General features: G+C 35.9%; 28 protein-coding genes and 1 pseudogene. 20 read left to right on the top strand and 9 right to left on the bottom strand.

Annotation, left to right across the window (positions count from 1 at the left end):
- From J7E44_RS23155 to J7E44_RS23110, 10 genes are all read left to right on the top strand, one after another.
- Window positions 1–321, top strand: a 321-nt coding sequence (locus J7E44_RS23155) for a VOC family protein (protein ID WP_214834461.1), incomplete at its 5' end; no start/stop codon positions are given.
- Window positions 322–752: 431 nt separating this feature from the next.
- On the top strand, window positions 753–1,760 hold the full coding sequence (locus J7E44_RS23150; RefSeq protein WP_251040667.1) for a sensor histidine kinase: 1,008 nt from the start codon (window positions 753–755) through the stop codon (window positions 1,758–1,760).
- Window positions 1,757–2,512, top strand: coding sequence for a LytR/AlgR family response regulator transcription factor (locus J7E44_RS23145; protein ID WP_214834458.1), 756 nt, complete (start codon window positions 1,757–1,759; stop codon window positions 2,510–2,512). The genes J7E44_RS23150 and J7E44_RS23145 overlap by 4 nt, the downstream gene beginning before the upstream one ends.
- Before the next feature lie 469 nt (window positions 2,513–2,981).
- On the top strand, window positions 2,982–3,902 hold the full coding sequence (locus J7E44_RS23140) for a DUF6268 family outer membrane beta-barrel protein (RefSeq protein WP_214834457.1): 921 nt from the start codon (window positions 2,982–2,984) through the stop codon (window positions 3,900–3,902).
- Between the two features lie 3 nt (window positions 3,903–3,905).
- The gene (locus J7E44_RS23135; RefSeq protein WP_214834456.1) at window positions 3,906–4,781 is read left to right on the top strand and encodes a lysophospholipid acyltransferase family protein; all 876 of its coding nucleotides are present in this window, start codon (window positions 3,906–3,908) and stop codon (window positions 4,779–4,781) included.
- A gap of 470 nt (window positions 4,782–5,251) precedes the next feature.
- On the top strand, window positions 5,252–6,088 hold the full coding sequence (locus tag J7E44_RS23130) for a helix-turn-helix domain-containing protein (protein WP_214834455.1): 837 nt from the start codon (window positions 5,252–5,254) through the stop codon (window positions 6,086–6,088).
- Between the two features lie 83 nt (window positions 6,089–6,171).
- Entirely contained in the window at window positions 6,172–7,278 is a 1,107-nt protein-coding gene (locus J7E44_RS23125; protein WP_214834453.1) for an FAD-dependent monooxygenase, read from the top strand.
- A gap of 260 nt (window positions 7,279–7,538) precedes the next feature.
- Entirely contained in the window at window positions 7,539–8,390 is an 852-nt protein-coding gene (locus J7E44_RS23120; protein ID WP_214834451.1) for an NmrA family NAD(P)-binding protein, read from the top strand.
- Window positions 8,391–8,402: 12 nt separating this feature from the next.
- Window positions 8,403–9,329 (top strand): helix-turn-helix domain-containing protein, encoded by a 927-nt coding sequence (locus tag J7E44_RS23115; RefSeq protein WP_214834448.1) that lies wholly within the window; start codon window positions 8,403–8,405, stop codon window positions 9,327–9,329.
- A gap of 109 nt (window positions 9,330–9,438) precedes the next feature.
- Window positions 9,439–10,329, top strand: coding sequence for an SDR family oxidoreductase (locus J7E44_RS23110; RefSeq protein WP_214834446.1), 891 nt, complete (start codon window positions 9,439–9,441; stop codon window positions 10,327–10,329).
- A gap of 284 nt (window positions 10,330–10,613) precedes the next feature.
- On the opposite strand, the gene J7E44_RS24345 is transcribed toward J7E44_RS23110, so the two are convergent.
- Window positions 10,614–10,859, bottom strand: a complete 246-nt coding sequence (locus J7E44_RS24345; RefSeq protein WP_214834444.1) for a DUF2798 domain-containing protein — start codon at window positions 10,857–10,859, stop codon at window positions 10,614–10,616.
- Window positions 10,846–11,613: a nuclear transport factor 2 family protein gene (locus tag J7E44_RS23100; RefSeq protein WP_214834442.1), complete on the bottom strand. Its 768-nt coding sequence runs from the start codon at window positions 11,611–11,613 to the stop codon at window positions 10,846–10,848. The genes J7E44_RS24345 and J7E44_RS23100 overlap by 14 nt, the downstream gene beginning before the upstream one ends.
- A 151-nt stretch (window positions 11,614–11,764) precedes the next feature.
- On the opposite strand from J7E44_RS23100, the gene J7E44_RS23095 reads away from it, so the two are divergent.
- Both J7E44_RS23095 and J7E44_RS23090 read left to right on the top strand, forming a co-directional pair.
- Complete coding sequence (locus J7E44_RS23095; RefSeq protein ID WP_214834441.1) at window positions 11,765–12,142, top strand: winged helix-turn-helix transcriptional regulator; 378 nt, start codon at window positions 11,765–11,767, stop codon at window positions 12,140–12,142.
- Between the two features lie 285 nt (window positions 12,143–12,427).
- Window positions 12,428–12,967: a Crp/Fnr family transcriptional regulator gene (locus tag J7E44_RS23090; protein ID WP_353050520.1), complete on the top strand. Its 540-nt coding sequence runs from the start codon at window positions 12,428–12,430 to the stop codon at window positions 12,965–12,967.
- 232 nt (window positions 12,968–13,199) lie between these two features.
- On the opposite strand, the gene J7E44_RS23085 is transcribed toward J7E44_RS23090, so the two are convergent.
- Entirely contained in the window at window positions 13,200–14,120 is a 921-nt protein-coding gene (locus J7E44_RS23085) for a helix-turn-helix domain-containing protein (RefSeq protein ID WP_214834437.1), read from the bottom strand.
- A 20-nt stretch (window positions 14,121–14,140) separates the two neighbouring features.
- A complete protein-coding gene (locus tag J7E44_RS23080) occupies window positions 14,141–14,905 on the bottom strand; it encodes an SDR family NAD(P)-dependent oxidoreductase (protein ID WP_214834435.1) in 765 nt (254 codons plus the stop codon).
- Between the two features lie 529 nt (window positions 14,906–15,434).
- Here J7E44_RS23080 and J7E44_RS23075 point away from each other — a divergent pair.
- Window positions 15,435–15,938 (top strand): GNAT family N-acetyltransferase, encoded by a 504-nt coding sequence (locus J7E44_RS23075; RefSeq protein ID WP_214834433.1) that lies wholly within the window; start codon window positions 15,435–15,437, stop codon window positions 15,936–15,938.
- 676 nt (window positions 15,939–16,614) lie between these two features.
- Window positions 16,615–17,205: an NAD(P)H-dependent oxidoreductase gene (locus tag J7E44_RS23070; RefSeq protein ID WP_214834431.1), complete on the top strand. Its 591-nt coding sequence runs from the start codon at window positions 16,615–16,617 to the stop codon at window positions 17,203–17,205.
- Between the two features lie 151 nt (window positions 17,206–17,356).
- Here J7E44_RS23070 and J7E44_RS24170 read toward each other — a convergent pair whose 3' ends face one another.
- From J7E44_RS24170 to J7E44_RS23055, 4 genes are all read right to left on the bottom strand, one after another.
- Window positions 17,357–17,488, bottom strand: a complete 132-nt coding sequence (locus J7E44_RS24170) for a hypothetical protein (protein WP_285439804.1) — start codon at window positions 17,486–17,488, stop codon at window positions 17,357–17,359.
- Window position 17,489: 1 nt separating this feature from the next.
- Window positions 17,490–18,164, bottom strand: a complete 675-nt coding sequence (locus J7E44_RS23065) for a peroxiredoxin-like family protein (protein WP_214834429.1) — start codon at window positions 18,162–18,164, stop codon at window positions 17,490–17,492.
- Window positions 18,165–18,185: 21 nt separating this feature from the next.
- Window positions 18,186–18,734, bottom strand: coding sequence for a carboxymuconolactone decarboxylase family protein (locus J7E44_RS23060; RefSeq protein ID WP_214834427.1), 549 nt, complete (start codon window positions 18,732–18,734; stop codon window positions 18,186–18,188).
- Window positions 18,735–18,861: 127 nt separating this feature from the next.
- Window positions 18,862–19,452, bottom strand: coding sequence for a Crp/Fnr family transcriptional regulator (locus J7E44_RS23055; RefSeq protein ID WP_214834424.1), 591 nt, complete (start codon window positions 19,450–19,452; stop codon window positions 18,862–18,864).
- Between the two features lie 620 nt (window positions 19,453–20,072).
- Between J7E44_RS23055 and J7E44_RS24165 the strand changes: the two genes are divergently transcribed.
- Window positions 20,073–20,195, top strand: coding sequence for a hypothetical protein (locus J7E44_RS24165; protein WP_285439803.1), 123 nt, complete (start codon window positions 20,073–20,075; stop codon window positions 20,193–20,195).
- A gap of 12 nt (window positions 20,196–20,207) precedes the next feature.
- A pseudogene (locus J7E44_RS23050) lies at window positions 20,208–20,708 on the top strand (hypothetical protein); the annotation flags it as partial.
- A gap of 303 nt (window positions 20,709–21,011) precedes the next feature.
- On the opposite strand, the gene J7E44_RS23045 reads toward J7E44_RS23050, so the two are convergent.
- On the bottom strand, window positions 21,012–21,356 hold the full coding sequence (locus J7E44_RS23045; protein ID WP_214834419.1) for a winged helix-turn-helix transcriptional regulator: 345 nt from the start codon (window positions 21,354–21,356) through the stop codon (window positions 21,012–21,014).
- A 103-nt stretch (window positions 21,357–21,459) separates the two neighbouring features.
- Between J7E44_RS23045 and J7E44_RS23040 the strand changes: the two genes are divergently transcribed.
- The 4 genes from J7E44_RS23040 to J7E44_RS23025 all read left to right on the top strand — a co-directional run.
- Window positions 21,460–22,056, top strand: coding sequence for a short chain dehydrogenase (locus tag J7E44_RS23040; RefSeq protein ID WP_214834417.1), 597 nt, complete (start codon window positions 21,460–21,462; stop codon window positions 22,054–22,056).
- A 77-nt stretch (window positions 22,057–22,133) separates the two neighbouring features.
- Entirely contained in the window at window positions 22,134–22,790 is a 657-nt protein-coding gene (locus J7E44_RS23035) for an NAD(P)-dependent oxidoreductase (protein ID WP_214834414.1), read from the top strand.
- Window positions 22,791–22,974: 184 nt separating this feature from the next.
- Window positions 22,975–23,478 carry a hypothetical protein gene (locus tag J7E44_RS23030; protein WP_214834411.1) on the top strand — a complete coding sequence of 168 codons (504 nt, stop codon included), beginning with the start codon at window positions 22,975–22,977 and terminating at the stop codon, window positions 23,476–23,478.
- A gap of 262 nt (window positions 23,479–23,740) precedes the next feature.
- Window positions 23,741–24,042, top strand: a 302-nt coding sequence (locus J7E44_RS23025) for an SDR family NAD(P)-dependent oxidoreductase (protein WP_214834408.1), incomplete at its 3' end; no start/stop codon positions are given.

Below are 24,042 nucleotides of genomic sequence, written 5' to 3'. Positions count from 1 at the left end.
TACGAGAAAGTTATAGGAATCTCTATGACACAATACACACCAGATTTCGCTGAATTAAAAACAAAAACGGCAGCCCTGGCAATTGGCAGTACCCATACATTGCAATTTTTTGGCGGTGAAAGTGTTGCTCAGCCTGCCCAAAACCGTAGCGTTATCATAGAGTTTATGGTGGAAGATGTGGATGCTGATTATGAAAGATTAGCTGAATACCTTCAGCCTTACCTTGTTCAGAAACCGACAACAATGCCTTGGGGAAATAAATCTCTCTTATTTCGAGATCCCGAAGGTAATTTAATCAACCTTTTCACACCCATAAAGTGAAAAGGAACTGGGCTCAATTGAATATTATAACCAAGAATTTGAGAAGCAAACTCGTTCATTCAATGGGTTGACAACCAGAGTGATACAGTGTGAATCGACCACACTGAAGGAATATTGTACTTTGACTATCTTAAACCATTAACTAAAAAACTAATGGATGGAAAACTCAAAAAAAGATAATAAAGGACAAATAAACCCTAAATATCCCATGAAATTTTTATAAAACTTTAGTTTATACCTCCTCAACATTGTTATTTCAAAATCTTTGATTTAAGCATTTTAAATGCAAATATACATAGGAAGGCAAACAAAAGAAAAAAACATCATCTGTTAAATTCATCTTCCAAATAATGAAGTTCATCAGAAAAAAGGAGAACTTTTCGGTAAATCTTACATGGAAACTTTACTTTTGAATAATGGTTCAGAAAAAAATGAATATAAAAATACTGATTATCTTTTTCTTTTCGTCTCTGGTCTATGCCTTGTGCCAAATGTTTTTTAGCATTATTGTGATGAAAGAAGATTTATGGAGAAACTTTCATATACAGCTTTCAGCGCATTATGTCGTTATCATTGCCATGTGTATGGCAGATTACGGATTGCTGCTGCTACTGAATAAGCATCTGCCATACTCCAGAAATATCTTTTTTCGTATTATTGCAGATATTGCAGGTATCACAGCTATATGCCTGATCTTACTATTGATATTTAATTTTTTGATATATCATGTGTTCCTTGTTCCTGAGCAGGGGTTACCACCTTTCATTGTCAAATTCGCATTTGCAATGACGACCAATGTTCCTATTCTGCTTGTGTTTGAGCTGATCCATTATTTCCAGTCCGAACAAAAAGCGATAGCCGATTCCGAAAAAGCCAAACGTGAGGTTCTATTATTCCAGCACGAAACATTACGGTCACAGATTAACCCACATTTCCTGTTTAATTCACTGAATGTACTTTCCTCACTGATCTACATCAATCAGGAAAATGCCAATAAATTTACAAAAGCCCTATCGAAGACCTATCGCTATGTGCTTTCCCTTACCCAGCAGCCAATGGTTTCTGTTGCAGATGAACTGGATGCTCTGAATTCATATATTTTCCTGATGCGGACGAGATTTGAAAACTCTTTTACTTTCACAGTGGATAAAATGGCTAACTGCGAACAGAACAAGATCATTCCCCTTACCCTGCAATTACTTATAGAGAATGCATTCAAGCACAACATCGCTACCGAAGAATCATTATTGAATATAAAAATCACTATTGATAATGCTTATATCACGGTCGAAAACAACATCCAGCCATCAAGAAGTGTAGATAAAGGCGGAATCGGTTTGAAATATATTGCCAAACAATATAAAGTATATGCTAAAGAGGTCATAGTAGCGCATACAGGCCATCTTTTTATTGTTAAAATCCCTTATATCCACCCATGAAGTACTTGATTGTAGAAGACGAGCGTTTCGCGTATGAAGAACTGAAACGCATGATGACTAAATTGCGCCCGGGCTATCAGCTGGAGAAGCAAACCAAAACGGTCATCGATACCATAGAATTTTTGAAAGAATCCGTTGTTGACCTAATTCTCATGGATATTCGTCTTGCGGATGGTAATTGTTTCGAGATATTTAATCACGTAGAGGTCAGCACGCCCGTCATATTTACAACTGCTTACGATGAACATGCCATCAAAGCCTTTAAGCTGAACAGCATCGATTACCTGTTAAAACCATTTAATGAGAGTGAATTAGAAGCAGCATTGACCAAGTTTGAGCACATATTCCATAGCTATACTTATAGAAGTACTCCAAAGAATTTTGAGCAGATACTATCGCTCAAGACCAAAAACCGTTTCCTGATATCCAAAGGCGAAAACTATCACTATATAGAGACCAAGGAAATTGCCCATTTTTATAGCGAAGGTGGGGTCGTTTTCCTCCATACATTCAGCGATAGGCGGTTTATCGTTAATTATACCTTAGACCAATTAGAACAACAGCTTGACAGTCGTCTGTTTTTCCGTGTGTCACGTAACTGCATTGGAAATGTAAAAGCAATTATAAATGTTGCCAAGTACTTTAACAGTCGTTTGAAACTTTTTTTTCTCCCCGAATGTCCACATGAAGTTTTGGTAAGCCGTGTACGTGTTCCTGACTTCCTGAAATGGATGGACGGAGTTGTGGAATAGTTTGTCCGGAGAAAATCCTATCTATTGACCACTATATTTCATTTCTAAAACCTGTCATGAACCGTTCTGACTATGGTATTATTGAATTCTATTTTGATAAGAACAGGCAAATAAATTCAAGTTGTCTGTTTTGACTCGCAAACTTGGATAATTTCAAGAGAGGGGTCGATGAAAAGCCTTGGTGCATCTATCGGGATAGCATATAAATTCTAAAAATTGCCAAGCCGTTCAAATAGATTGTGTACAGAAATTCAGGCTCATGCTAAAAGTCAGATGCCTAAATTTCCGTACGCAATGACTTCTTCACTTTTTATTAGCTTATTACATGACCAATGACCTGCCGCATTTGGTAATTCATTCCATCCAATTTAATCTAATATCCATCCGGCCGATTCTGAAGTTCAAAGTTTATTGGTTTCTACTTCGTTTAAATCGCTATTATTTTGTCCAATAAACAATTCAAAATCATATGAAATTCAAATCATTCATATTACCAACGTTGATAACATTGGTATATCTGCCAGGAAAAGCACAAGAAGTTTCTTTTAAGACGGAATACCTTGGAAAATCAGGATACTACTACCTGCCCCCTGGTGAGAAACCAAGAGAAAAAATCGGTGACGGCAAAGGCTCCGCAATGGTTTATCAGGCGGGGGTCAACATACCCTTGTCCAAGAAACTAAATGAAAACAATCGCCCGACTGTCTGGGGCATTGGTCTTGGCGGAGCATACGTTTCGTTGAAAAACAAAAATTTTGCAGATGACATGGTTTCGGAAATTATGAATTTACAATTGGGCATCTACCATCAACGTCCCCTGAACGACAGATGGTCTATGCGGGCAAACGTTGGAATGGGAATATTTGCTCCTAATACTGATTTTGGAAAAATCAGTTTCAGAAATGTACTGGTAAGCGGAGGAGTTGTTTTTATCCGCCACCTGAACCCTAATTTGGATATCGGTGGAGGTGTAGCCATAAATAGCTCTTTAGGTTATCCGATGATATTTCCCGCTGTTTACGTCAAATGGAAAACCAACGGCAAATTTGACGTAAATGTTGAACTGGTCGATGGCTTGGATGTATCCGCAGGTTATGAATTCGATAACAGGTTCAAGCTTTCCTATGCCCTTGAGATGAACGGGCAGGTAGCTTTGTTGAAGAAGGATGGCAAGGATGTGATATTCTCCCACCAGTATATCGTTACCGGTTTCAGGCCTGAAATAAAACTTGGTGAAAAGGGATTATCCGTGACGGGTATGGTCGGGGTAAACCTGTACCGCCCGGCATCGTACAACGAAAGGACTTTGAAAGGGATGTTTGCGGGTAATAATGATTATTATTTTTCTATTTCCCCCTATGCGTCAGTTGGTTTAAAAATGAAGTTTTAGTTCATGAAAATGAGACAAGCCTTACAAACCGTTGCCTTTAGAAGCATTTATATTATTGCCTATGCTCTGAGCCTGCTGCCGATGGCATTCCTGTATGCGATGGCTTCTTTTACTTTTTTCTTGGTTTATTATATGATTGGGTACAGGAAAGCGGTAGTTATTCAAAACATTGCACGTTCCTTTCCGGATAAGCGTTATGGAGAAATCCATGCTATTGTAAAAAAGTTCTATACCTGTTTTGTAAACTATTTTGCCGAAATCATTAAAAGTATTTCCGTTTCGGAAAAAATACTTGATAGAAGAATCGAATTTGAGAATTTGGAACTCATAGACGGGCATATAAACGCTGGGCGGAATGTCATTGCGTGCCTTGGACATTGTGGTAATTGGGAAATGCTCAATTTTATGCCATATAAAATACAGCACGATATGTATACCGTTTATAAACCTCTTAGGTCTGGCGTAATGAACAGGCTTATGGTTAAACTACGTTCACGTTTTAACATGAAATTAATTCCTGATAATGCAGTAACACGCCATTTGCTAACTAAAAAGCTAAATCCAGCAGTTTATCTTTTTCTTTCCGATCAATGCCCACGCACACAGGATGAAAAATACAGGTTCACTTTTTTGAACCAAGAAACTTACTTATTTTCAGGGATGGAAAAATTGGCTCGAAAAAGTCGAACAGCAGTTGTCTATCTGCATATAACACAGCTTTCAAGAGGAAGTTACAAGATCATTTGTGTTCCAATATGTTCTAAAGCAGAGTCCGTGAACGAAGGGGAAATAGCCCAGAAATACATTCACTTGCTAACAGAAAATATCAGGCAAGAACCATATGGGTGGCTATGGACTCATAAACGGTGGAAAAGATAAAATAGTGGTTTACATCCGCTCAATCCTGTTTATAAAATATTCCTATTTATTGGCGGTATAATTTAAATTTGTTTGTTAAAATATGGAAGATACCCCAGCCTGTGAGAACGCCTTATGCATTATTGTAAATATAATAAGCCGGTTATTAAAGGTTTCGTTTCTGTCATATCAAACATGCATTTGTGAAATTTAATCAAAAATAGACAATGAAACCAAACACCGCCACCACCATCTTACAACATTTGATAAGAGCGGGATAATCAATAATAAGGTTATGTGATAAGCAAATCATTCAGTAGGATTATTATACCAGCACGTCCACACCAACGTGTTTAATTTTTGTATTTTTACTATCGATAAACGTCTGAACAAATGACGAAACCACAATCGCAACATCTACCCATATTCAGCAGTTGATAAAATAGAACTAAGAAGTGCTTAAAAGTAATAAGAATATCCCGATAAATCCAATGGCAGAAAATTTCAGCCAAGGCATTTCTATTGATAAGCTCCATATTAAAAAATCTGATTTTAAAACGACTCCGCGAAGGGAGGAAGCAACGCAATCCCATCGGGACGAAGGACATACTTTTCATATACTTGAAAACGGAAGCGTTGTTATTGAAATAGATTTTCAAAAATATAAAATCACGGCACCGGCTGTTGTTTATATGCATCCAAACCAAGTGCATCGTATTGTGGATTTTACCAATATCACTGTCTGCTCTTTATCAATCAAAAACGAAAATCTAAATCAAGAATATCTTAAATTTTTAGAAGAAATTGCACCATCAACGCCTTCAACATTAACGAACGATATTTCTACAATTATCTTTGAAACATTTTCTCTTTGTTTGAAATTTTCAACTCAGAAAAGCAATAGACTGAACCATTTACTTTTAAAGGACAGTTGTAATACATTGGTAGGGTTACTTATTTCGGTATTTTTAAATCAAAATATGTGCTTAAACAGTCTCTCAAGGTTTGAGATAATTGCAAAATCTTTCAATCAATTATTAGAAAAAAATTACTGTGTTCTCAAACGGCCAGCAGCGTATGCTAAACAATTAAATATTTCTACCCATTATTTGAATGAAAGTATAAAAAACATCACCGGCTTATCCATTTCACAATGCATTCGCGAGAGAATCATTTTAGAAGCAAAGCGCTTACTTTATCATTCTGATAAATCAGTAAAAGAAATTGCTTTTGAACTGGGTTATGATGATTATCCATATTTTTCAAGGCTTTTTACCAAGACTGTCGGGATGTCAGCTTTGGCTTTTCGAAACAAAAGGCACGATTAATCCAATACTTGCTACGATTGGTTATTTCCCACTATTATTATCTTCACGAATTTTACGCTATAAATTTTAAAGAAGTAAAAAAAATGGAACAGAATAAAAAAGTGCTTGTATCCGGTGCAAGTTTTGCAGGGCTTACAACAGCTTATTGGATGAATAAAATGGGCTACAAAGTAACAGTTGTTGAAATTGGAAACCATCTTAAAATGGGTGGCACGCCAGTTGACATAAAAGGTAACACGGTTGACATTGTAAAGCGTATGGGGCTTTTTGAACAAATAAAAGCAAATAGAATCGGTCCCGAAAAATGGGAATTTAAGAATTCTGACGATGTTACCGGATATTCTGTTTTACTGGGTGAACTAACTGAAAATGAGTTTGAAATAGAAAGAGACTTGCTGCTCAATATGCTCTTTGACCTTATCAAAAATGATGTAGAATTTGTCTTCAATAACAGCATTGATGCACTAAATGAAACAAAAGACAATATAGAAGTTAGCTTTAAAGACGGTTCACGGCAGGTCTATGATTTAGTGTTTGGCTGTGACGGCATACACTCGGGTGTCAGAAAAATTTGGTTTGGGGACGAAACGAAATATGCTCATTTTTTAGGCCAGTACTTTGCCATTGCGATTGCAAATAAACTGTTAGTTGAAAAAGACACTTATCAGATGTTTGCCGAACCCAATAAAGGTGTTGCATTGTATGCTTATAATCATAGAACAGATATCATTTTTACTTTCAGGCCGGAAGCCGAAATTCCTTATGATTTCCGCAATCAGGAGCAACATAAAAAAATAATTTTAGAACAATTCGAAAATGTTGGTTGGCGAACCAAAGAACTATTAAAAGAGCTCATAAATTCTAAATCATTCTACTTCGACAAGTTTTGCCAGATAAAAATGCCATCCTGGACAAAAGGCAGAGTTGCATTGGTAGGCGATGCCGGTTACTGCGCTTCACCGGCAGCAGGTATGGGTGGTTCATTAGCGATAATAGGTGCAACGGCGCTTGCAGATTCTTTTGAAAAACATAAGGGAAATCATGCATTGGCTTTTGAAGCATATAATAAAGACCTGCGGCCTTTCATAAATGAAGTACAAACAAATGCAATAGATACATTAGATAAATTGCTGCCCGGAACCGAAGAAGAAGTAAGATTGAGAAACCAAAATGGTTTTGGCCATTTTTAATGTCAGCTATGACCTTTGTAGAAAATGTACAGACAGAAGCTGTAAAAGTTGGATTAGAATCTCTTTATTCCAAGAACTTAAGAAGCCATTCGTAGAAGAAACACAACAGGCTTTTAGAATTGCACATTTCAAAAACGCAAATTATTTCTAATTATTCCTGCTTTTAGAAACTGTTCATTTTGACTTCAGAAACAGTCGTTCTGGCTACATGTTTTTTTTTGAAAGCGTTGCATCTTTGTATCAACAAAAAAAAGAAAAATATGAATATCGTAATTACAGGCTCATTGGGCAACATCAGTAAACCACTTGTAAAAGCATTGATTACAAGTGGACATTCGGTAACCGTTATCAGTAGCAATCCCGAAAAACAAAAAGAAATTGAAACCATGGGAGCAAAAGCAGCAATAGGTTCAATAGAGGATATTAATTTTCTAACAGCAACATTTGCAGGGGCAAACGCTGTATATTGCATGATACCTTTCAATTTTATGGAAGAAGACCAAACGGCTTATTTTAAAAAAATTGAAACCAATTATGTGCAGGCAATCAAGCATAACGAAATTAAGAAAGTTGTATTTTTAACTGGTTGGGCAGCTAATGTGGAAGATTCTCCCCTGCTTAATCAGTTATCAGATAGAACAGTTATCGAACTGCGTCCCGGTTCTTTTTATACCAATTTTTACAATGATATTAAAACCATAAAAGAATACGGTGCGCTAATGGCAGGTTATGGTGAAAATGATAAAATCGCTTTTGTTTCGCCAAATGATATTGCAGATGCGGCTCTTGAAGAACTGACAAAAACGTTTCAAGGAAAAAAAATCCGTTATGTGGCAAGCGAAGAATTGACCTGTAATGAAGCGGCTAAAATTTTAGGCGAATCCATTGGCAAGCCTGATCTGAAATGGATAGCGTTACCAGAAGACCAATTACTAAACGGCTTAATTCAAGCAGGCTTTCCACAACAGCTCGCACATGATTTCGTAAGAATGCAGATGGAGACACACAGCGGAAAAACATTTGAAAATTATCTCAAAAACAGACCTGTCTTAGGTAAAACAAAATTAAAGGAATTTGCAAAGGAATTTGCAAAAACATACCATCAACAATAATTATCTTTGTATATGGCACATACAAAACTGCATAGAATAAAATCAATCAGTGAGTTTCATCGGCTAAGAGGTTTGCCTAAGCCAGCACATCCCTTGATTAGCGTAGTTACAACGGACGATTTCACCAAATTGCCAGACCAAATCGCTATGAATGTCGTATTTGATTTTTATTTTATTGCGTTAAAACGTATGAAAGGTGTAAAATATAAATACGGACAACTGCATTACGATTTTGAAGATGACGGCATATTGTTCTTTATGTCGCCCAATCAGTTGCTCGAACTAGAAATTGTTGAAGAAGAGAATCCCGGAAAACAATCGGGTTGGATGCTGCTCATTCACCCGGATTTTATTTGGAATACACCACTTGCAAAAACAATTAAGCAATATGATTTTTTTGATTATTCGGTAAATGAAGCGTTGATATTGTCAGAAAAAGAAGAAATAACACTAAACAGTATCATACAAACTATCAGGCAAGAGTATCATTCCAATATTGACAAGTTCAGCAAACAGATCATTATTTCGCACATTGAAACATTGTTTAGTTATTCGGAACGATTTTACAGCCGCCAGTTCATCACAAGGGAAAAAGCCAATCATCAAATTTTGGAACGTTTGGAAAAACTGTTGACAGATTACTTTAACAGTGACGATTTGGCAATAAGGGGTCTACCATCTGTTCAATATGTTTCGGAAGCGCTGAATGTTTCGCCGAGTTACTTAGGCAGTTTGCTGCGAGAGATATCCGGTCAAAACACACAGCAGCACATTCACGACAAACTGATAGAAAAAGCCAAGGAGAAATTATCTACTACAAACCTTTCAGTAAGCGAAATTGCCTACGAATTGGGATTTGAACATTCACAATCGTTCAGTAAACTTTTTAAGGCAAAAACTAATGCTTCGCCTTTGGAATTTAGGCAATCGTTTAATTGAAAAAGTGAGCTGGCAAAACTCTCAACATCCCAAATAATTGATGTTCTCTTTTGGCTACATCTGTATATCAACAATGACAGATCTTTGCTTTAAACAAAAACAGTAAAAAATGAAAGTATTTGTAACAGGGGCTTCTGGCTTCATCGGCTCTGCGGTAGTCAGAGAATTAATTAATGCAGGACACCAAGTAATTGGTTTGGTTCGCTCGGAACGATCTGCAAAAATCGTCCGTGATTTAGGCGCGGAAGTTTTAAACGATAATCTTGACGATCTGGAAATCTTAAAACAAGGTGTTCAACATGCTGACGGTGTAATTCACTGCGGATTTAACCATGATTTTATGAAAGGTGGACAATCTACATTTTTAGATTCAGCGGTGACGGACAAAAACGCCATCCATACCATGGGGGAAATGCTTACTGGCACAAACAAACCAATCGTAGTAACTTCGGGAATGTTGGGCTTGCCGCTCGTCAATGGATTTGTAACGGAAGAAAGCACTGCGCAACATTCGCCGAGAAACTCGGAAGCAACAGCATTATCACTGGCGGGAAAAGGCATTAATGCCTCTGTCATTCGTTTAGCACCGTCCGTTCACGATAAAGGAGACTATGGCTTTATTCCATTCATTATTTCACTTGCACGCAAAAATGGAATTTCCGCGTATCCTAACGAAGGTGAAAATCATTGGTGTGCAGTGCATCGTTTGGACGCCGCAAAAGCCTTCCGTCTAGCGATAGAAAAAGGTAACAAGGGTGCTTTGTATAATGTAGTTGGCGACCCAGGCATTAAACTGAAAACAATCGCGACGTTAATTGGCGAAACATTGAACTTGCCTGTAAAATCGGTATCAGAAGATGAATTAGCGAAACATTTTGAGTGGATGAGTAATTTCATCACGATGGAAAGTATGGCTGCAAATTCCAGAACACAAGAGCAATTAGGTTGGCAACCGACACACATCAGCTTATTGGATGATATGCAACAAAATTATTTTTAAATTTGTTTTATGGGACAACGGCAGGCACAAAGAATAAAACAATTAGCGAATTTCATCAATTAAGAGATTTGCCCAAGCCTGAACATCCACTCATCAGCATCGTAAATTGTGATCTTGTAAAGCGTCTTACAATAATCACATTCCAATAATAAACGCGACATTTATCTACTGAAGAACATTTTTAAAATTATGTGACCTTATTTTCCAATTATAGTTATTGGTAACTTAAAAAAAACAAAATAGCGTGTTCCCAAAACGATATAAATTTAGGAACACTCTATATTTTATAAATGTACTTTTCTATCTAAAATCTTGCTTGTTATTTTGTTAGCAACTGGCACTAGAAGCAGTACACAAGCGTAAACAATAGGCAATGAAAAAAGCCATGATTTAAAAAGATCACCGATCCAATTTTCAGATAAAACCCCATTAGTAAAACTTGGTAAAACCGACATTACAAAAGTGGTAGGCAGAACTACAAAAAAGGTACTAATTATTCTGTAGTGCCTGTCTTTATTAGAATTTCCCATTATCATTTTTTCGTTTTCCAGGTTCAGGTATCGTTTCAACAACGTCCCAATGTTCTATAATTTTATCTTCTTCAATTCTATATAGGTCATAGAAAGCAACGTGTTCTCTTTTAAAAGTACCTTCACTTAATACCAGTACAAAATTTCCCTCTCCAAGCACTTTATGTATTTTACTATAAATTTGAGGTTTCCCGTCTTCCTGCCATTGATTCAAGATATTTAGAAATTCATGTACTCCGTCACCCATATGTGGATTATGTTGAATCAATTCGTCTCCCCTGAAATAATTTGACACCAACTCGATTTGCCCATTAATAAGAACGTTTTGAACAAAGTCCTGAACAAGTGTTTTGTTAACCTCCGTTTTATGATGATCTTTTGCCTTGGTCTTTCCATCGGTCATTGTCCTTCCGCTTTTATTCAGTTTTTTTGGATTTTTTTGGAGATTATCCCAATGTTCAACACTTATCCCGTTTTCAAACCGGTGTATATCAAAAGCGACGGTCGGTTCAAAAAGGAAATAGTCTACGTGAACAAATCCATAATCTCCATCTTGAAACTTACGGACTACATTGGTGTAAACTTTATCCATCGGCATTTGATCATGCAAGCCTAAGATTGCTTGTAAGCCCGTTGCTACATTTGGATTGTGTTGTTTATAGGAAGTAGGACTGATCAAACCTATTTCTGCCAAAGTTTCAGTTTCAATGCTATTTTGTATAGTTTCAGCCTTGTCTCTAATTGATAATTCCATTTTTTAAATTTTAATGATTAATTATGAGCAAATGTACTGACCTTACATATGTGAAAAAATAAGTGAAAAAATATTGCTATAGGGATAATATTATCACTATGGTACTGAAAACGAAATATGTCGTAAATTTATTCTCTAAAACAGAACAGCAATGTACGAGAAGAAAATACCGAAAGATTTTAGTTGTGGCATCAGTATTACTTTTGAGATTATAGGAGGTAAATGGAAACCCTGCTTAATTGATTCAATCAACCAAGGAATACGAAGACCAAGTGAGCTCGTGAAGAAACATCCGCTTGCGAGCAAAAGAGTTTTGAACTTACAACTAAAAGAATTGGAGACGTATGGTGTTGTAAGAAAAGTAATTTATCCGGTACTCCCTCCTAAGGTTGAATATTTTTTAACTGAAGTAGGTGAATCTCTTTTACCACTCGTTGATATGATGGAAAACTGGGGGAGTGATTTTATGAACGATTTTCACGAGAGACAAGAAAATATACATTCTGAAACTATTCTTATAGGAACATGATTTGTGGACCTGATGAAAAAGGATTGCAAGAAATCGACTTTTTTCAGCATGGAAAGTTCGGAGTCTTGTATTTTTTATAAACTATTTCTCAAATGGATTTTCAAAATCTTTTATTCCTATCTTAAAAAATAATACACTTGAACTCTACGACGAGCTTATTGTAGAACATCCATATTTTATTCAGCGTATTAAGCCAGTAAAAATAATCGAATACTTATAATTCAAACTGAATTAAGACATTTGTAAGAATTTCGAAATGTTGAAATGTTATTAAAACTAAATATAGTGAACAAAGCAAAAAAAAATACCGAAAAGTGGAGTATGCTTAGTCATCTTTTTAAACAAATAGACATTCCTGCTAAAACTATTCTTCTTGAGGAAGGTGAAATTTCAAAAAAAATGTTTTTTGTAGAAAAAGGTTGTTTACGAACCTGGATTAATGATAATGGGAAAGATATCACAACTCAGTTTTTCTTTGAAGGTAGTGGCGTATCGTCTATTGAAAGTTTTATGACAAACAAACCTAGTCTATATAGTATAGAAACAATTGAACCCTGTGTTCTGCAAACTGTTACTAAGAAAGAATTTCAAGAAGCATTAATGAGTTTACCGGATATTAAAGATAATATAGTTGAACATTTATTTCAACGGCTTCTACAAAGTCAAAATCTTTTTTTTTCCTATTTAAAAAATTCACCTCAAAAAAGGTACGAAGAGCTTATGAAGCAACATCCATATATTATTCAGCGTATTCCGCAGCATTATATTGCATCCTATTTAGGTATAACTTCTGTTTCACTAAGCAGGATACGAAACAGACTATAAAAGTAAAATTCTCTTGTATGTTGATGAATCAGAGTCGTAATTTCAGTAACAATCTATTTTCTATAGCAAGGGAGTTTTTCATTTGATGGATTAAACCGATAGTTGAAAACTACGGTAATAGGTCCTTAAATGGTCTGTAACCAAAGGAAAAGTGAATATTGTTCGCTATTATGAACCACTAAAACAAGCAAACGTACAACTTAAAAAAACTGGAACAATTTTGAAAAACCATCTATGTATGCCGCTGATATAAACTCCTGAATTCAAGCGGAGTTTGGTGTGTAACCTTTTTGAATAGCTTGCTCAGTGATTGTGGTTGTTCAAATCCTAGGTAATAGGCGATTTCGCTTACGGTAAGTGTGGTGGTGGAGAGTTTGAGTTTGGCCACCTCTATAATTTTGAGCTGAATATGTTGGCTAGTATTGCTGCCCGTAGTATTTTTTAGCACACTACTAAGATAATCGGGGGTTTTGTTCAATTTTTCGCTGAAATACTGGACTGTTGGAAGCACTCGTTCCTTATCGTTTGTTTCGTTAAAATATTGCTCCAGTAATTCTTCAAATCCGATGAGTAATTCGTGATTACTACGCTCTCGCGTAATGAATTGCCTTTTGTAATAACGATCTGCATAATTCAACAAGAGTTCGATCTGGGAGATGATGATTTTTTTACTGAAATCATCAATATTTCTGCTGTATTCTTCGAGGACGCTGTCTAATAGGATGCTCATACTGTGCTCCTCTCTTTCGGAAAGAAAAAGCGCCTCATTAATGGCATATCCGAAATATTCGTATCCCTTTATCGTTTTGGCTAGCGTGGTATTCCATAAAAAATCGGGATGAATAAGCAGTATCCATCCCGATGGTTTCTGTTTGGGTAATTTGTCGTTGAATGTGATATTCAAGATCTGGCCTGGTGCAAAAAATGACATCAGACCCTCATCAAAATCATAAGGCAATTGTCCATAATTAAACTTTCCCAGTACGTTTTTCTTTAATGCAATGGAATAGAATGATTGTGACCAGCACTTAACCTTTACCCCATTATACATTTCCGCATAATCCACCAAGCTGATCAAAGGATGTAAAGGCTTAGGTAAATTATACAGACGGTGAAATTCGCTAATGGTTTTGACTTGAATGATTTCCTGCATGGGACAAATTTACCAAATAATTACAAGTTACTTCCACCTGACACTTCAATTCGTTGAGCATTGATCCAATACGCTTCTTCAGTACAGAGAAAAGCAACTATAGCACCGATATCTTCAGGCAGACCAACTCGTCCAAGGGCTGTTTCAGCTGCCAGCGCCGCATTCATATCTTTGTTGTCCCTCACGGCACCTCCTAAAATATCAGTCTCGATAGCGCCCGGAGCCACTGAATTTACACGTATTTTTCGTGGTCCCAATTCTTTAGCCTGATATCTGGTAAGTACTTCAAGTCCACCTTTCATGGAGGCATATGCCGCAAACCCCGGTGTGGTAAAACGTGTCAGTCCGGTTGAAATATTCACGATTCCTCCTCTGTCGTTCATGATATGCAAAGCATGCTGGGTGATAAAGAAGGGTGCCATCAGATGAATATGTATCATCTCCTTAAACTGATCGATGGTGGAATCTTCAAAAGTTGAAAAAGCAATAGCTCCTGCATTATTGACCAGGTAGTCCAATTGGGAGTTTTCGAAATTGGCATTTAACAGTGGCAATAACTTCTCCGAAAAAAAAGGGGCATAAGCTTCATAGGCAGCAACGTCCAATTGTAAAGCTGCTGCCTTATTACCATATAATTTTATTTGTTCCACAACCTCATTGGCTGCTTTTTCATTAGAAAGATAGGTGATGATGACATCTAAGCCCTTTTTTGCTAGATTAAGAGCTATATCCCGACCAATTCCACGGCTTCCGCCAGTTACCAAGGCAATTTTCTTTTTGTTCATTATAATTTTAATTTAATTACCCTGCAAAGGTCTTTAAAACCGGTGGCAACTAAAGTATCCTAATCCGGTGCAATTGTGGCTAAATCCCCAATTCAATCAGGAAGCACCATTAAATAAAATTTCGCGATGGAAATGTTTTTACTTCCGATAATATTGTTTTAAACTTGGTATATTATCAATAAATCCACAGCCATAATATTCCTAAAGCAGGTTTCAGGATCGCATTAGATGCTTTCAGTATTTATTTACACATCCTTTCTAGTCTATTTTAATATTCGTGAATCAAAGAATATTTTCTTTACAATTGTTATCGTTTTTGCTTATTAAGTTCATGTAATTTGTAAAAAAAATAATGCGTAAATTTTATAAAGCTTAATTCATAGTGTAACTGACCAAGCATTGCGTTACAAGCCATTCTCGAAAATGGAGAAATGGTAAAACATAAATTTTTTGCAGAACCTCAGGTTAAAAATGGTAAATTTAATGTGCTGAATTAAAAGCCATCTAGGATTACTAATATCAACAGATAATGAGAATAGAAAATAGTACCGAAAAAGATATATCTGAAATTTTCAGACTTTATAAATTAGCCACGGAATTTCAGAAAGAAAAGTTTCCCGAAAACCAATGGCCGGAATTTGATCAAACTTTGATAGAATATGAAATTGCTGGAAACAGACAATTCAAGTTAATGATTGATGACGAGATTGCCTGCGTTTGGGCAATTACATACAGTGATCCAGAAATTTGGAAAGATGATGATGGTGTATCTGCTCTTTATATTCATAGAATAGCAACAAACCCGAATTTCAGAGGGAACAATTATGTAAAGATAATCGTTGATTGGGCAAAAGCATTTGCGCAGGATAAAAAATATATCAGGATGGATACCTGTGGTGAAAACAAAAAATTGATCCAACACTACAAAAACGGTGGATTTGATTTCTTGGGTATTAAAAAACTGGGAAGTGTTTCTAACCTACCTTCTCATTATCAAAATGCAGATGTTTGTTATTTTGAGATAAAATTGTAATTATGCCAAGCAACCTTTTATAGCAAAAGTATAAACAGGAGCTAGATCTAAGGCAATACCTATCTTAAGACAGGTTGCGAAGAAATTTATAAAAAAGACACTATCATCATCCAAGAGGGGCATATTTCCATTCAATTATTTTAAAAAATAGGGCTTAGAGGCTGGACACGTAAGGATGAAAAAGAAATTACCTTTCAGATTCTCTTTGAAAATCATCTTTTTTGCGTGATCGAAAGTTTTTTCTACCAAACACCCTGTTTTTACAGTATATATACCGTCGAAAATTCAATCCTTTTGTCAATTGATCAAAAGGAAATGAATTATTGCAGAAAAACGAATGTTTTCTACTGCTGTTCAATAAATATTTAATCAATCTTTTGGCATTCCAACAGAATTTATTGATTTCGCATATCCAGAACAAACCCGAAGTCCATTATAAAATGTTATTTCAAGAAAAACCTTGAAAATATCCCTTACGCATTCCACAATATTATACTGCATCCTTTAGGTATTACCTCTGTATCTGTAGAAGACAAGCGGTAACTCTCACATGTTCACTAAACTCTCTGATTTTTTTTTTGTCTTCGTTACTTGCGTTTAGTTTTTTTTAACAATTGTTATCGTTCAGGCATCTGCTATTTCTCAACTTTGGAGTAGGTAATAAAGCAAAGTAAAAATGAATATAGTAATAGTATTTAATCATCCTTACGAGGGAAGTTTTGGAAACGCGATTTTAAATTCCGTGATCAAGGGACTTAAAGGTGCAAATCACGAGATTGACCTGATGCATCTTGACAATGATGGATTTAATCCCGTAATGTCAAAGGCAGATTTGAAAGCATTTGTGGATCACAAACCTGTGGATCCACAAGTAATAGACTATAATGAACGTCTGGAAAAAGCAGACCACCTGATTTTTATTTTTCCTATCTGGTGGGATTTGATGCCCGCAATGACCAAAGGATTTGTTGATAGGGTTCTTACTCCCGGAGTTGTTTACGACCACCATCCAAGGGGTTTTGGTTTAGTACCCCTTTTAAAAAACTTAAAAGGTGTGACAGTCATCACAACCATGAATAAACCTAAGATAATGTACTCCCTGCTTATTGGTAACTTAATTAAGAAAGCAATGATAAAAAGTGTTTTCAAAACTATGGGATACAAGAATCTTAAATGGATCAGCTTTAACATGGTAAAGTCAGTCAGTCAGGAAAAAAGGGTGAAATGGTTAAAGAATATTGAAGCCAGGTTTTCAAAGATTCAATAAGGGTAATTACATGTTTAAATATTCAAAAACACAGCTATATTAAAATATTGACATCATTTAGATAGAAAACTTACCTGAGAATTCCTTTAAATTCAGTTTTTGGCTAACCAATATACTTTAGCACAATAAAGTATATTGGTTGCTGATAATATTACAAGGCATTATCAGTCATACCTCCGTCTGCAATACTATTTTTATCTGTATTGATGGATTGCCAGTAAATTCCGTTTACAGAAAATAAGAACAGTAACAGACCTGCTATTTTTAATTTTATATTTTTCATTTTACGATCTCGCTAAATTTTTAATAAATGTTAATGTAACCATCGGTTCCGGACGGAAACGATAGTCCGGATCTACCAAAATATCCAAAATCTTTCCGTCTTGTCCTATTACAAATCTGGCAGAAATAGGAAGCTCCCAGGCAGAACTCTCGTTGATATCCTGAATATTGTTATTAAACCTTTCGGTATATAAATTCTTTAAATATTGAGGAAATTCGTACACCAATCCGAATGCCTTTCCTGTTTTGTTGTCATTGTCCACAAGCAGATTATACTTTAGGTGCAATTCGTTGGCTTGCTTTTCTGTTCGGGTAAAACTTTGTGGCGATAATACAACGAGATCGGCGCCGTTTTCCTGAATTTCAGGATAGAATAGGTCTAAAGCTTTTACTTCTTCTACACAATACGGACACCAGCTTCCTCTGTAGAAGCTAACTACTAAAGATCCATTTTTTAATAATTCAGATGATGAGATGATCTCTCCATTTTGATTTTTGAGATTAAATTCAGGTGCCTGATCTCCTCTCTTCAACACTTTGTCCAATGCTCCCGATTCACGGAGAAACTCAATATGTCTTTCCATCGTTTCATTTTCGGCAGACGTAAGTTTGGAACCCCAAAAATCTCTGTGTTTTTTCAAACGTGTTTCCAGCTGAAAGTTTTCTGTATTTTTCATTCTTTGATGATTAAATGTTAATTATAATTGATCAGCTAATGGAAAATCAATTTCAAGCTGGGTAAGGTTTTGGATATAGTTGCTGATGATCTTGTCGCCAACGACCATGATAACATCGATCAGATTGGCTTCAGTATAACCTGCCTCGAGGAATGCTTCAACGCTTTCCTGAGTAGCCTTACCACGATTTTCAACTGCGGAAGCCGTGAATTTTGCTAAAGCATCTAATTTCGTGTCAAAAGATGCTTTGCCACCACGGATTTCTAAAATATTGTCTTCTGAAAAGCCGTTCATTTTACCCAAAACTGTGTGGGCAGACTGACAGTAGCGGCAGCCGTTGATCTGGCTGGTAACAAGATTGATAACTTCTCTTTCTTTGGTTTTAAGGGTGCTTTTGCGATTTTGTAACTCAAGATAATCTCCGAGGGCGGTTTCATTTTTACCAAAATAGGCATATAGATTGGGTACGAAACCAAGACCTTTCTGAAGATTGTCGAAAATGTTTTGATTGTTTAAAGAAACTTCGTTGCGTGTTGGAACTGTAAATGTTCTGCTGTCTGTTGCGCTCATATACTTTGTATGTAAAAATTATTTGTCATTATTGACATTACAAAGGTGCGCCAATGTATGCTGCGAGTACAATCAACTAGATTAGGAAATAAACAGAAACTAATTGAACTAAAAAGATGAAACTAGATTAACTTTTTTTGGAAACCCTGATGTTTCGGAGCTTAGACATATATTGCGTGGTCATTCCCAGGAATGAAGCCAGCACATATTGGGGAACACGTTGAGCTATGGAAGGATATTTTTGTTCAAATTCCTGATAACGTTCTTCGGCAGTTTTCGTTAGATTGCTGATGAGCCTTCTCTGCATCGCAGCGACTGAGCTTTCTGCCATCTTTCTGAAAAAAGTTTCGTATTTATGGTAGGCAGACTTTAGATTTTTTTCACTTTCATAATCGATCTGCAGGATGATGCTATCTTCCAGAGCCATTACAAACATCGATGCTGGCTGTTGTGAAACATACGCATTGTAATCAGAAATCCACCAGTCTTCCACAGCAAACTGGATCGTATGTTCCTCGCCTTCATCAGCAACAACATAAGCTCTAAAGGCACCTTGTACCACATAATTTCTGTATTTTGGAATAAAATCGGGCTGAATAATAAATTGTCTCTTTTTGATTTTGGTCACTTTGAAATAGGAGATCAATCCCTTCATTTCATCCTCGGTAAGGGATATTTTTTTACTGATATGGCTGATTAGCGGTTGAAAAGGATCCATATTGATTTTTCCAAATTTATATTGCTAATTTAAGGTATTAAATTTTGTTGACAATATAATCACTAATTACCTTTGCAACAATTTTATTTTGCTGTTACAATTGTTACGATAGGAGGGGAGGGAGTATTCTTATAAATCCGGAGAATAAAAAGGCATTTCTGGTAAGAGTAATATATCTGTCTTATTATGCTAAAATACAACGGTAACATTAGAATAGATGCCTTTGTTATTAGATAATGAAAAATTTAAAATTAGAGATTAAATTAAGCTTATTTGAGTTTTCGTTAAATTCATTTGTACAGCATTCAGCGAAAATCATCAGGGTTGGTAACGGAGCCGGCTGTTGCAACACTACAAAATCAAACCGAAAAAAAGCTATGGATCCTTTTATAACAAATTGTAATTAACCAATATTAAAGATCAAACAAATAAAATTATTAAAATACATTGTGCCTATATTGTTATTCGTTCTAATATTAAATTCTTGTTCTAAGGATGACGAGGATTTTGTCAAACAGGAACATCACTCAACTTTTGTACTGGTACATGGAGCGTGGCAGGAATCTTTCGTATGGAATAAGGTAAAAGCATCTTTAGAAGCATAAGGAAATAAGGTTGTATTGGTTGAGTTAGCTGGTCATGGAAATGATCAAACACCAGTTTCAGAGATAACTTTTGATGGATATGTAAAACAGGTAACAGACGTTATTGAGGGTTTAAATACCCCTGTTGTTCTGGTATGACATAGCTTAGGTGGTGCTATAGTAACACAAGCCGCTACCAAGATGCCACAAAAAATAGAAAAATTAATCTATGTTGCCGGATTCATTCCTAAAAGTGGAAGTAGTGTATTTGATTATTCGGCAATGGATTCTGGAACGTTGATTCCTTCTGCATTAGAATTCTCAGCCGATGGAAGTACAGTTACTATCGCAAATGCAGAAACAAATATGCGCAAGATCTTTTGTAATGACGGTTCAAATGAAGATATTAATTTATTGGTAAACAAACTTCGTCCCGAACCGGTTGTCGCTGCTGGAACTCCATTAAATTATAGTAAAGATATTTACAATACTATAGCTAATAAATATTATATCTACACTACCGAAGACAAAGCGATTAGTTATCCTTTTCAGCAACAAATGGTATCTGAAGCAAACATTACAAATACGTACAAAATTGATACCGGACACAGTCCTTTTCTTTCCAAACCTAATAAATTGATGCAAATCATTAATACAATAATACAAAAGTAATAATGGCATCCTTTTATAAAAAAGTAGATAAAAATTAATCCTTAGCGTATATACACAAAAAAATTACTCTATTTATTGCATAATCCAAAGCTTCAGTTTTGAAAGGAGGGGGATTTCAAAGAAAAAATTAAGAGCACGGAATGGAATATGGCAAGAATAAATAATAACATAAGCCTGTTTAAATATAATTTAAACAGGCTATAAATGATTGAAAATGATTTTATTTTTTATTGGATAATCTTTGCAGTATCAACCTTTTAAAATTAAGAAAATAACGGTATTTTTGACCTTTTCTAAAAGGTATTATTCAGCTGCTATATTCTTTTTACCCCACTCTGCCAATAGCTGCATCACATCGTTGAGCGACATCCCTTTTTCAGTGAGTGTATATTCCACCTTTGGCGGGACTTCGGCATATACTTTCCGGTTGATAATACCGTCAGCCTCTAGTTCTTTTAAATGCCTGGATAACACCTTTAGTGCTATACCGTCAATTGATTTATGAAGCTCCCCAAATCGCTTGGAGCCTGATAATAACATCCAGATAATAACGGGCTTCCACTTGCCGCTTATGATACTGATCGGTCCTAATATGGAGCAATCACAATCCGGTTCAACTTTTTTTTCAATTATTTTTTTCGATAACATACTGATAATGAATATTAGTGTCTTAAATGTCAATACTTGACAAATGTGCCATTACTTGCCAGATGTAAAGCTATGAATTAATTTTGTCAAAAAATAAACGAAAATGAAAATTTTAATAGTAGGTGCCACAGGTACCATAGGCAAACACGTAACTGCCGCATTATACAAAGACCATGAAATAATTAAGGCAGGGTCAAAAAGTACTGATATACAAGTAGATGTTTCGTCAGTCGAGTCGATAAAAAACTTTTACAAACAAGTCGGAAAATTTGACGCCTTAATTTGCACTGCCGGGGACGCCCAATTCGGGCCTTTGGCATTTATGACGGAGGCTGATTTCAGGATTGGCATTAACAGTAAATTGATGGGCCAGGTTAACTTGGTGTTGATTGGGCAGCATTATATAAATCCGAAAGGGTCGTTTACTTTAACATCCGGCGCATTAGCTGATGACCCAATTTTAATGGGTACAAACATTAGTACGATGAATGGAGCAATCAATGGATTTGTGAAGGGTGCTGCAATAGAACTGGAGAACGGAGTGCGTATCAATGCAGTAGGTCCTGATATTGTTGAAGAATCTACTGCCTATTTTCCCTATTTCCCGGGACACGTTCCTGTCACCATGAGCAGGGTTGCGCAGGCTTATGTAAAAAGTGTGCTGGGCGGACAAACTGGTCAAATCTATAAAGTGTTGTAACAGAGACCCAAAAAATTAAAAAATTAAATAATGGTTTGCGTTCAATTAATTGAAACAACAAACGAAAAATAAAAATTATGAAAATACTCATTTTAGGAGCCACCGGTAGAACCGGTCGCCTTATCGTTGAAGAGGTACTTAAGCAAGGCTATGATTTAAATGTTTTGGTACGGGATAAAAATAAGTTGCCCTTTCATTCAAAATCAGTTAAGGTATATCAGGGCACGCCTACCCACCGGGAAGATTTGGCGGCTGCAATGCAAGGCTGCGATTTAATCATAAGTGCTTTGAGTATCGCCAGAGCCTCAGATGCACCCTGGTCTAAATTAATTACACCCAAAAATTTCATAACTGAAAGCATGAAAAATGTGATATCCGAAGCGGGTCAACAAAACCTAAAGCGGTTAATCACCATCTCTGCATGGGGTGTTGGCGAAACACAAAAGGAAATACCTTTTTGGTTAAGGTGGTTGATTAACTATACGAATATGCGACCAATTTATGCAGAGCATGAATCACAGGAAAAACTATTAAAATCTTCCAACTTAAGCTGGACTGCGGTAAGACCAGTAGCTCTTAATGACTCCAAAAAGATAAAGACTTTAAAGGTCAGTTTTAATAACTTACCAAAACCAAGCTTATCCATTTGCAGGCAAACGGTGGCTAAATTTATCGTTGATAGCGTAAAATCTAATAAGTACGAGATGAAAAGCCCAACTATTTCTGAAAATTAATCCGGTTACGGAGTGCAAATCCTGTATATCCTCCGAGAGAGGAATCTTTATTCTATGTTGTCACCATAATCGTTAACGTGAAGGAATTGAGTGGAAATTGTTATCCATTAAAAGACAATTGTCGAAATTTTCTTTCGCATGTTCAATTTAAATCAAGTTAATTTTTACCATTAAATTTTTTACCATGCAAACGCTATATCAAATCGCATTAATCACACACATTGTGGGGATAACCCTTATGGCTGGCACTACCCTGATAGAATATCTGCTTACGAAACATTTCTGGAAACTATTCGCGAACGACGGATCAAGAGCAATTACATCTAATGAAGACAAATTTAATTTTCACTTGTTAGTTAATATTGGAATTATATTCTTGATTCTGTCAGGGGTGACAATGTTGATGATTTTCCAAGCTGTTTTTGTCAAGCAAATCTGGTTTCAAATAAAAATTGGTTTAATCATTATAATAGCGATCAATGGATCGGTGGTCGGAAGAAGACAGGATAAGGAACTTAAACGGTTAATATCGCTGGAAAAATCGAACTTTTACAGGGATGATTTACTTGTGCAAGAAAATCTGAAAGCAGATTTCATGAGGGTAAAAAATCGCCTCGATCTTTTTTATATTTCTCAGCTATTAATGTTTCTTACCATTCTTACACTTAGTGTTTTCAAATTTAACTAGCCCTCAGCTCTGTTTTCATTTAAAATAGAAACGTAATTCCTTATCGGAAAAGCAGGATTATTATATTTCCTTTAAGCTGCACTTTCAGTGTGCATCGTAGAATGATTAAATGACCCAGAGGCGTTGTCATCTGGCTGAATTAAGTTGGGCTTCCAGCCTAGAATCAGAAAAAACATTCGCTAAAGTCGCTTTTTACCAAATGGTAAACAATTTCATATTCCCTTGATGTTACTTGCAGTATTAATTTTAAATATTTTTAAAAATGAAAAAGGCATTGATAACAGGAGCTAATAAAAGTATTGGTTTTGAAATCTCCAAACAATTACTGCAAAAAGGATACTATGTTTATCTCGGTAGCCGAAGTTTAGAAAACGGTTTAGAAGCCGTTGAAATTCTAAAAAAAGAAGGATTAATGAATGTTGAAGCCGTGGAACTAGACGTAACGAATGATGAATCGGTAAGAAATGCTAGAAAAATAATCGGCGAAAAAACAGGAGTATTAGATGTACTCATTAATAATGCGGGAATAAATGGTGGACAGCCACAATCGGCACTTTCTGCCAC

The sequence above is a fragment of the Chryseobacterium sp. ISL-6 genome, from assembly GCF_018613715.1.
In the GTDB taxonomy this organism is placed as follows: domain Bacteria; phylum Bacteroidota; class Bacteroidia; order Flavobacteriales; family Weeksellaceae; genus Chryseobacterium; species Chryseobacterium paludis.
The sequence above is the reverse complement of the archived record's forward strand: the minus strand, read 5'-3'. Positions and strand labels throughout refer to the sequence as shown.

Bases quoted from the DNA above. Each gene is read 5' to 3' on its own strand.
- J7E44_RS23150 (WP_251040667.1), top strand. From the start codon at position 753: ATGAATATAAAAATACTGATTATCTTTTTCTTTTCGTCTCTGGTCTAT.
- J7E44_RS23145 (WP_214834458.1), top strand. From the start codon at position 1,757: ATGAAGTACTTGATTGTAGAAGACGAGCGTTTCGCGTATGAAGAACTG.
- J7E44_RS23140 (WP_214834457.1), top strand. From the start codon at position 2,982: ATGAAATTCAAATCATTCATATTACCAACGTTGATAACATTGGTATAT.
- J7E44_RS23135 (WP_214834456.1), top strand. From the start codon at position 3,906: ATGAAAATGAGACAAGCCTTACAAACCGTTGCCTTTAGAAGCATTTAT.
- J7E44_RS23130 (WP_214834455.1), top strand. From the start codon at position 5,252: ATGGCAGAAAATTTCAGCCAAGGCATTTCTATTGATAAGCTCCATATT.
- J7E44_RS23125 (WP_214834453.1), top strand. From the start codon at position 6,172: ATGGAACAGAATAAAAAAGTGCTTGTATCCGGTGCAAGTTTTGCAGGG.
- J7E44_RS23120 (WP_214834451.1), top strand. From the start codon at position 7,539: ATGAATATCGTAATTACAGGCTCATTGGGCAACATCAGTAAACCACTT.
- J7E44_RS23115 (WP_214834448.1), top strand. From the start codon at position 8,403: ATGGCACATACAAAACTGCATAGAATAAAATCAATCAGTGAGTTTCAT.
- J7E44_RS23110 (WP_214834446.1), top strand. From the start codon at position 9,439: ATGAAAGTATTTGTAACAGGGGCTTCTGGCTTCATCGGCTCTGCGGTA.
- J7E44_RS24345 (WP_214834444.1), bottom strand. From the start codon at position 10,859: ATGGGAAATTCTAATAAAGACAGGCACTACAGAATAATTAGTACCTTT.
- J7E44_RS23100 (WP_214834442.1), bottom strand. From the start codon at position 11,613: ATGGAATTATCAATTAGAGACAAGGCTGAAACTATACAAAATAGCATT.
- J7E44_RS23095 (WP_214834441.1), top strand. From the start codon at position 11,765: ATGTACGAGAAGAAAATACCGAAAGATTTTAGTTGTGGCATCAGTATT.
- J7E44_RS23085 (WP_214834437.1), bottom strand. From the start codon at position 14,120: ATGCAGGAAATCATTCAAGTCAAAACCATTAGCGAATTTCACCGTCTG.
- J7E44_RS23080 (WP_214834435.1), bottom strand. From the start codon at position 14,905: ATGAACAAAAAGAAAATTGCCTTGGTAACTGGCGGAAGCCGTGGAATT.
- J7E44_RS23075 (WP_214834433.1), top strand. From the start codon at position 15,435: ATGAGAATAGAAAATAGTACCGAAAAAGATATATCTGAAATTTTCAGA.
- J7E44_RS23070 (WP_214834431.1), top strand. From the start codon at position 16,615: ATGAATATAGTAATAGTATTTAATCATCCTTACGAGGGAAGTTTTGGA.
- J7E44_RS24170 (WP_285439804.1), bottom strand. From the start codon at position 17,488: ATGAAAAATATAAAATTAAAAATAGCAGGTCTGTTACTGTTCTTATTT.
- J7E44_RS23065 (WP_214834429.1), bottom strand. From the start codon at position 18,164: ATGAAAAATACAGAAAACTTTCAGCTGGAAACACGTTTGAAAAAACAC.
- J7E44_RS23060 (WP_214834427.1), bottom strand. From the start codon at position 18,734: ATGAGCGCAACAGACAGCAGAACATTTACAGTTCCAACACGCAACGAA.
- J7E44_RS23055 (WP_214834424.1), bottom strand. From the start codon at position 19,452: ATGGATCCTTTTCAACCGCTAATCAGCCATATCAGTAAAAAAATATCC.
- J7E44_RS23045 (WP_214834419.1), bottom strand. From the start codon at position 21,356: ATGTTATCGAAAAAAATAATTGAAAAAAAAGTTGAACCGGATTGTGAT.
- J7E44_RS23040 (WP_214834417.1), top strand. From the start codon at position 21,460: ATGAAAATTTTAATAGTAGGTGCCACAGGTACCATAGGCAAACACGTA.
- J7E44_RS23035 (WP_214834414.1), top strand. From the start codon at position 22,134: ATGAAAATACTCATTTTAGGAGCCACCGGTAGAACCGGTCGCCTTATC.
- J7E44_RS23030 (WP_214834411.1), top strand. From the start codon at position 22,975: ATGCAAACGCTATATCAAATCGCATTAATCACACACATTGTGGGGATA.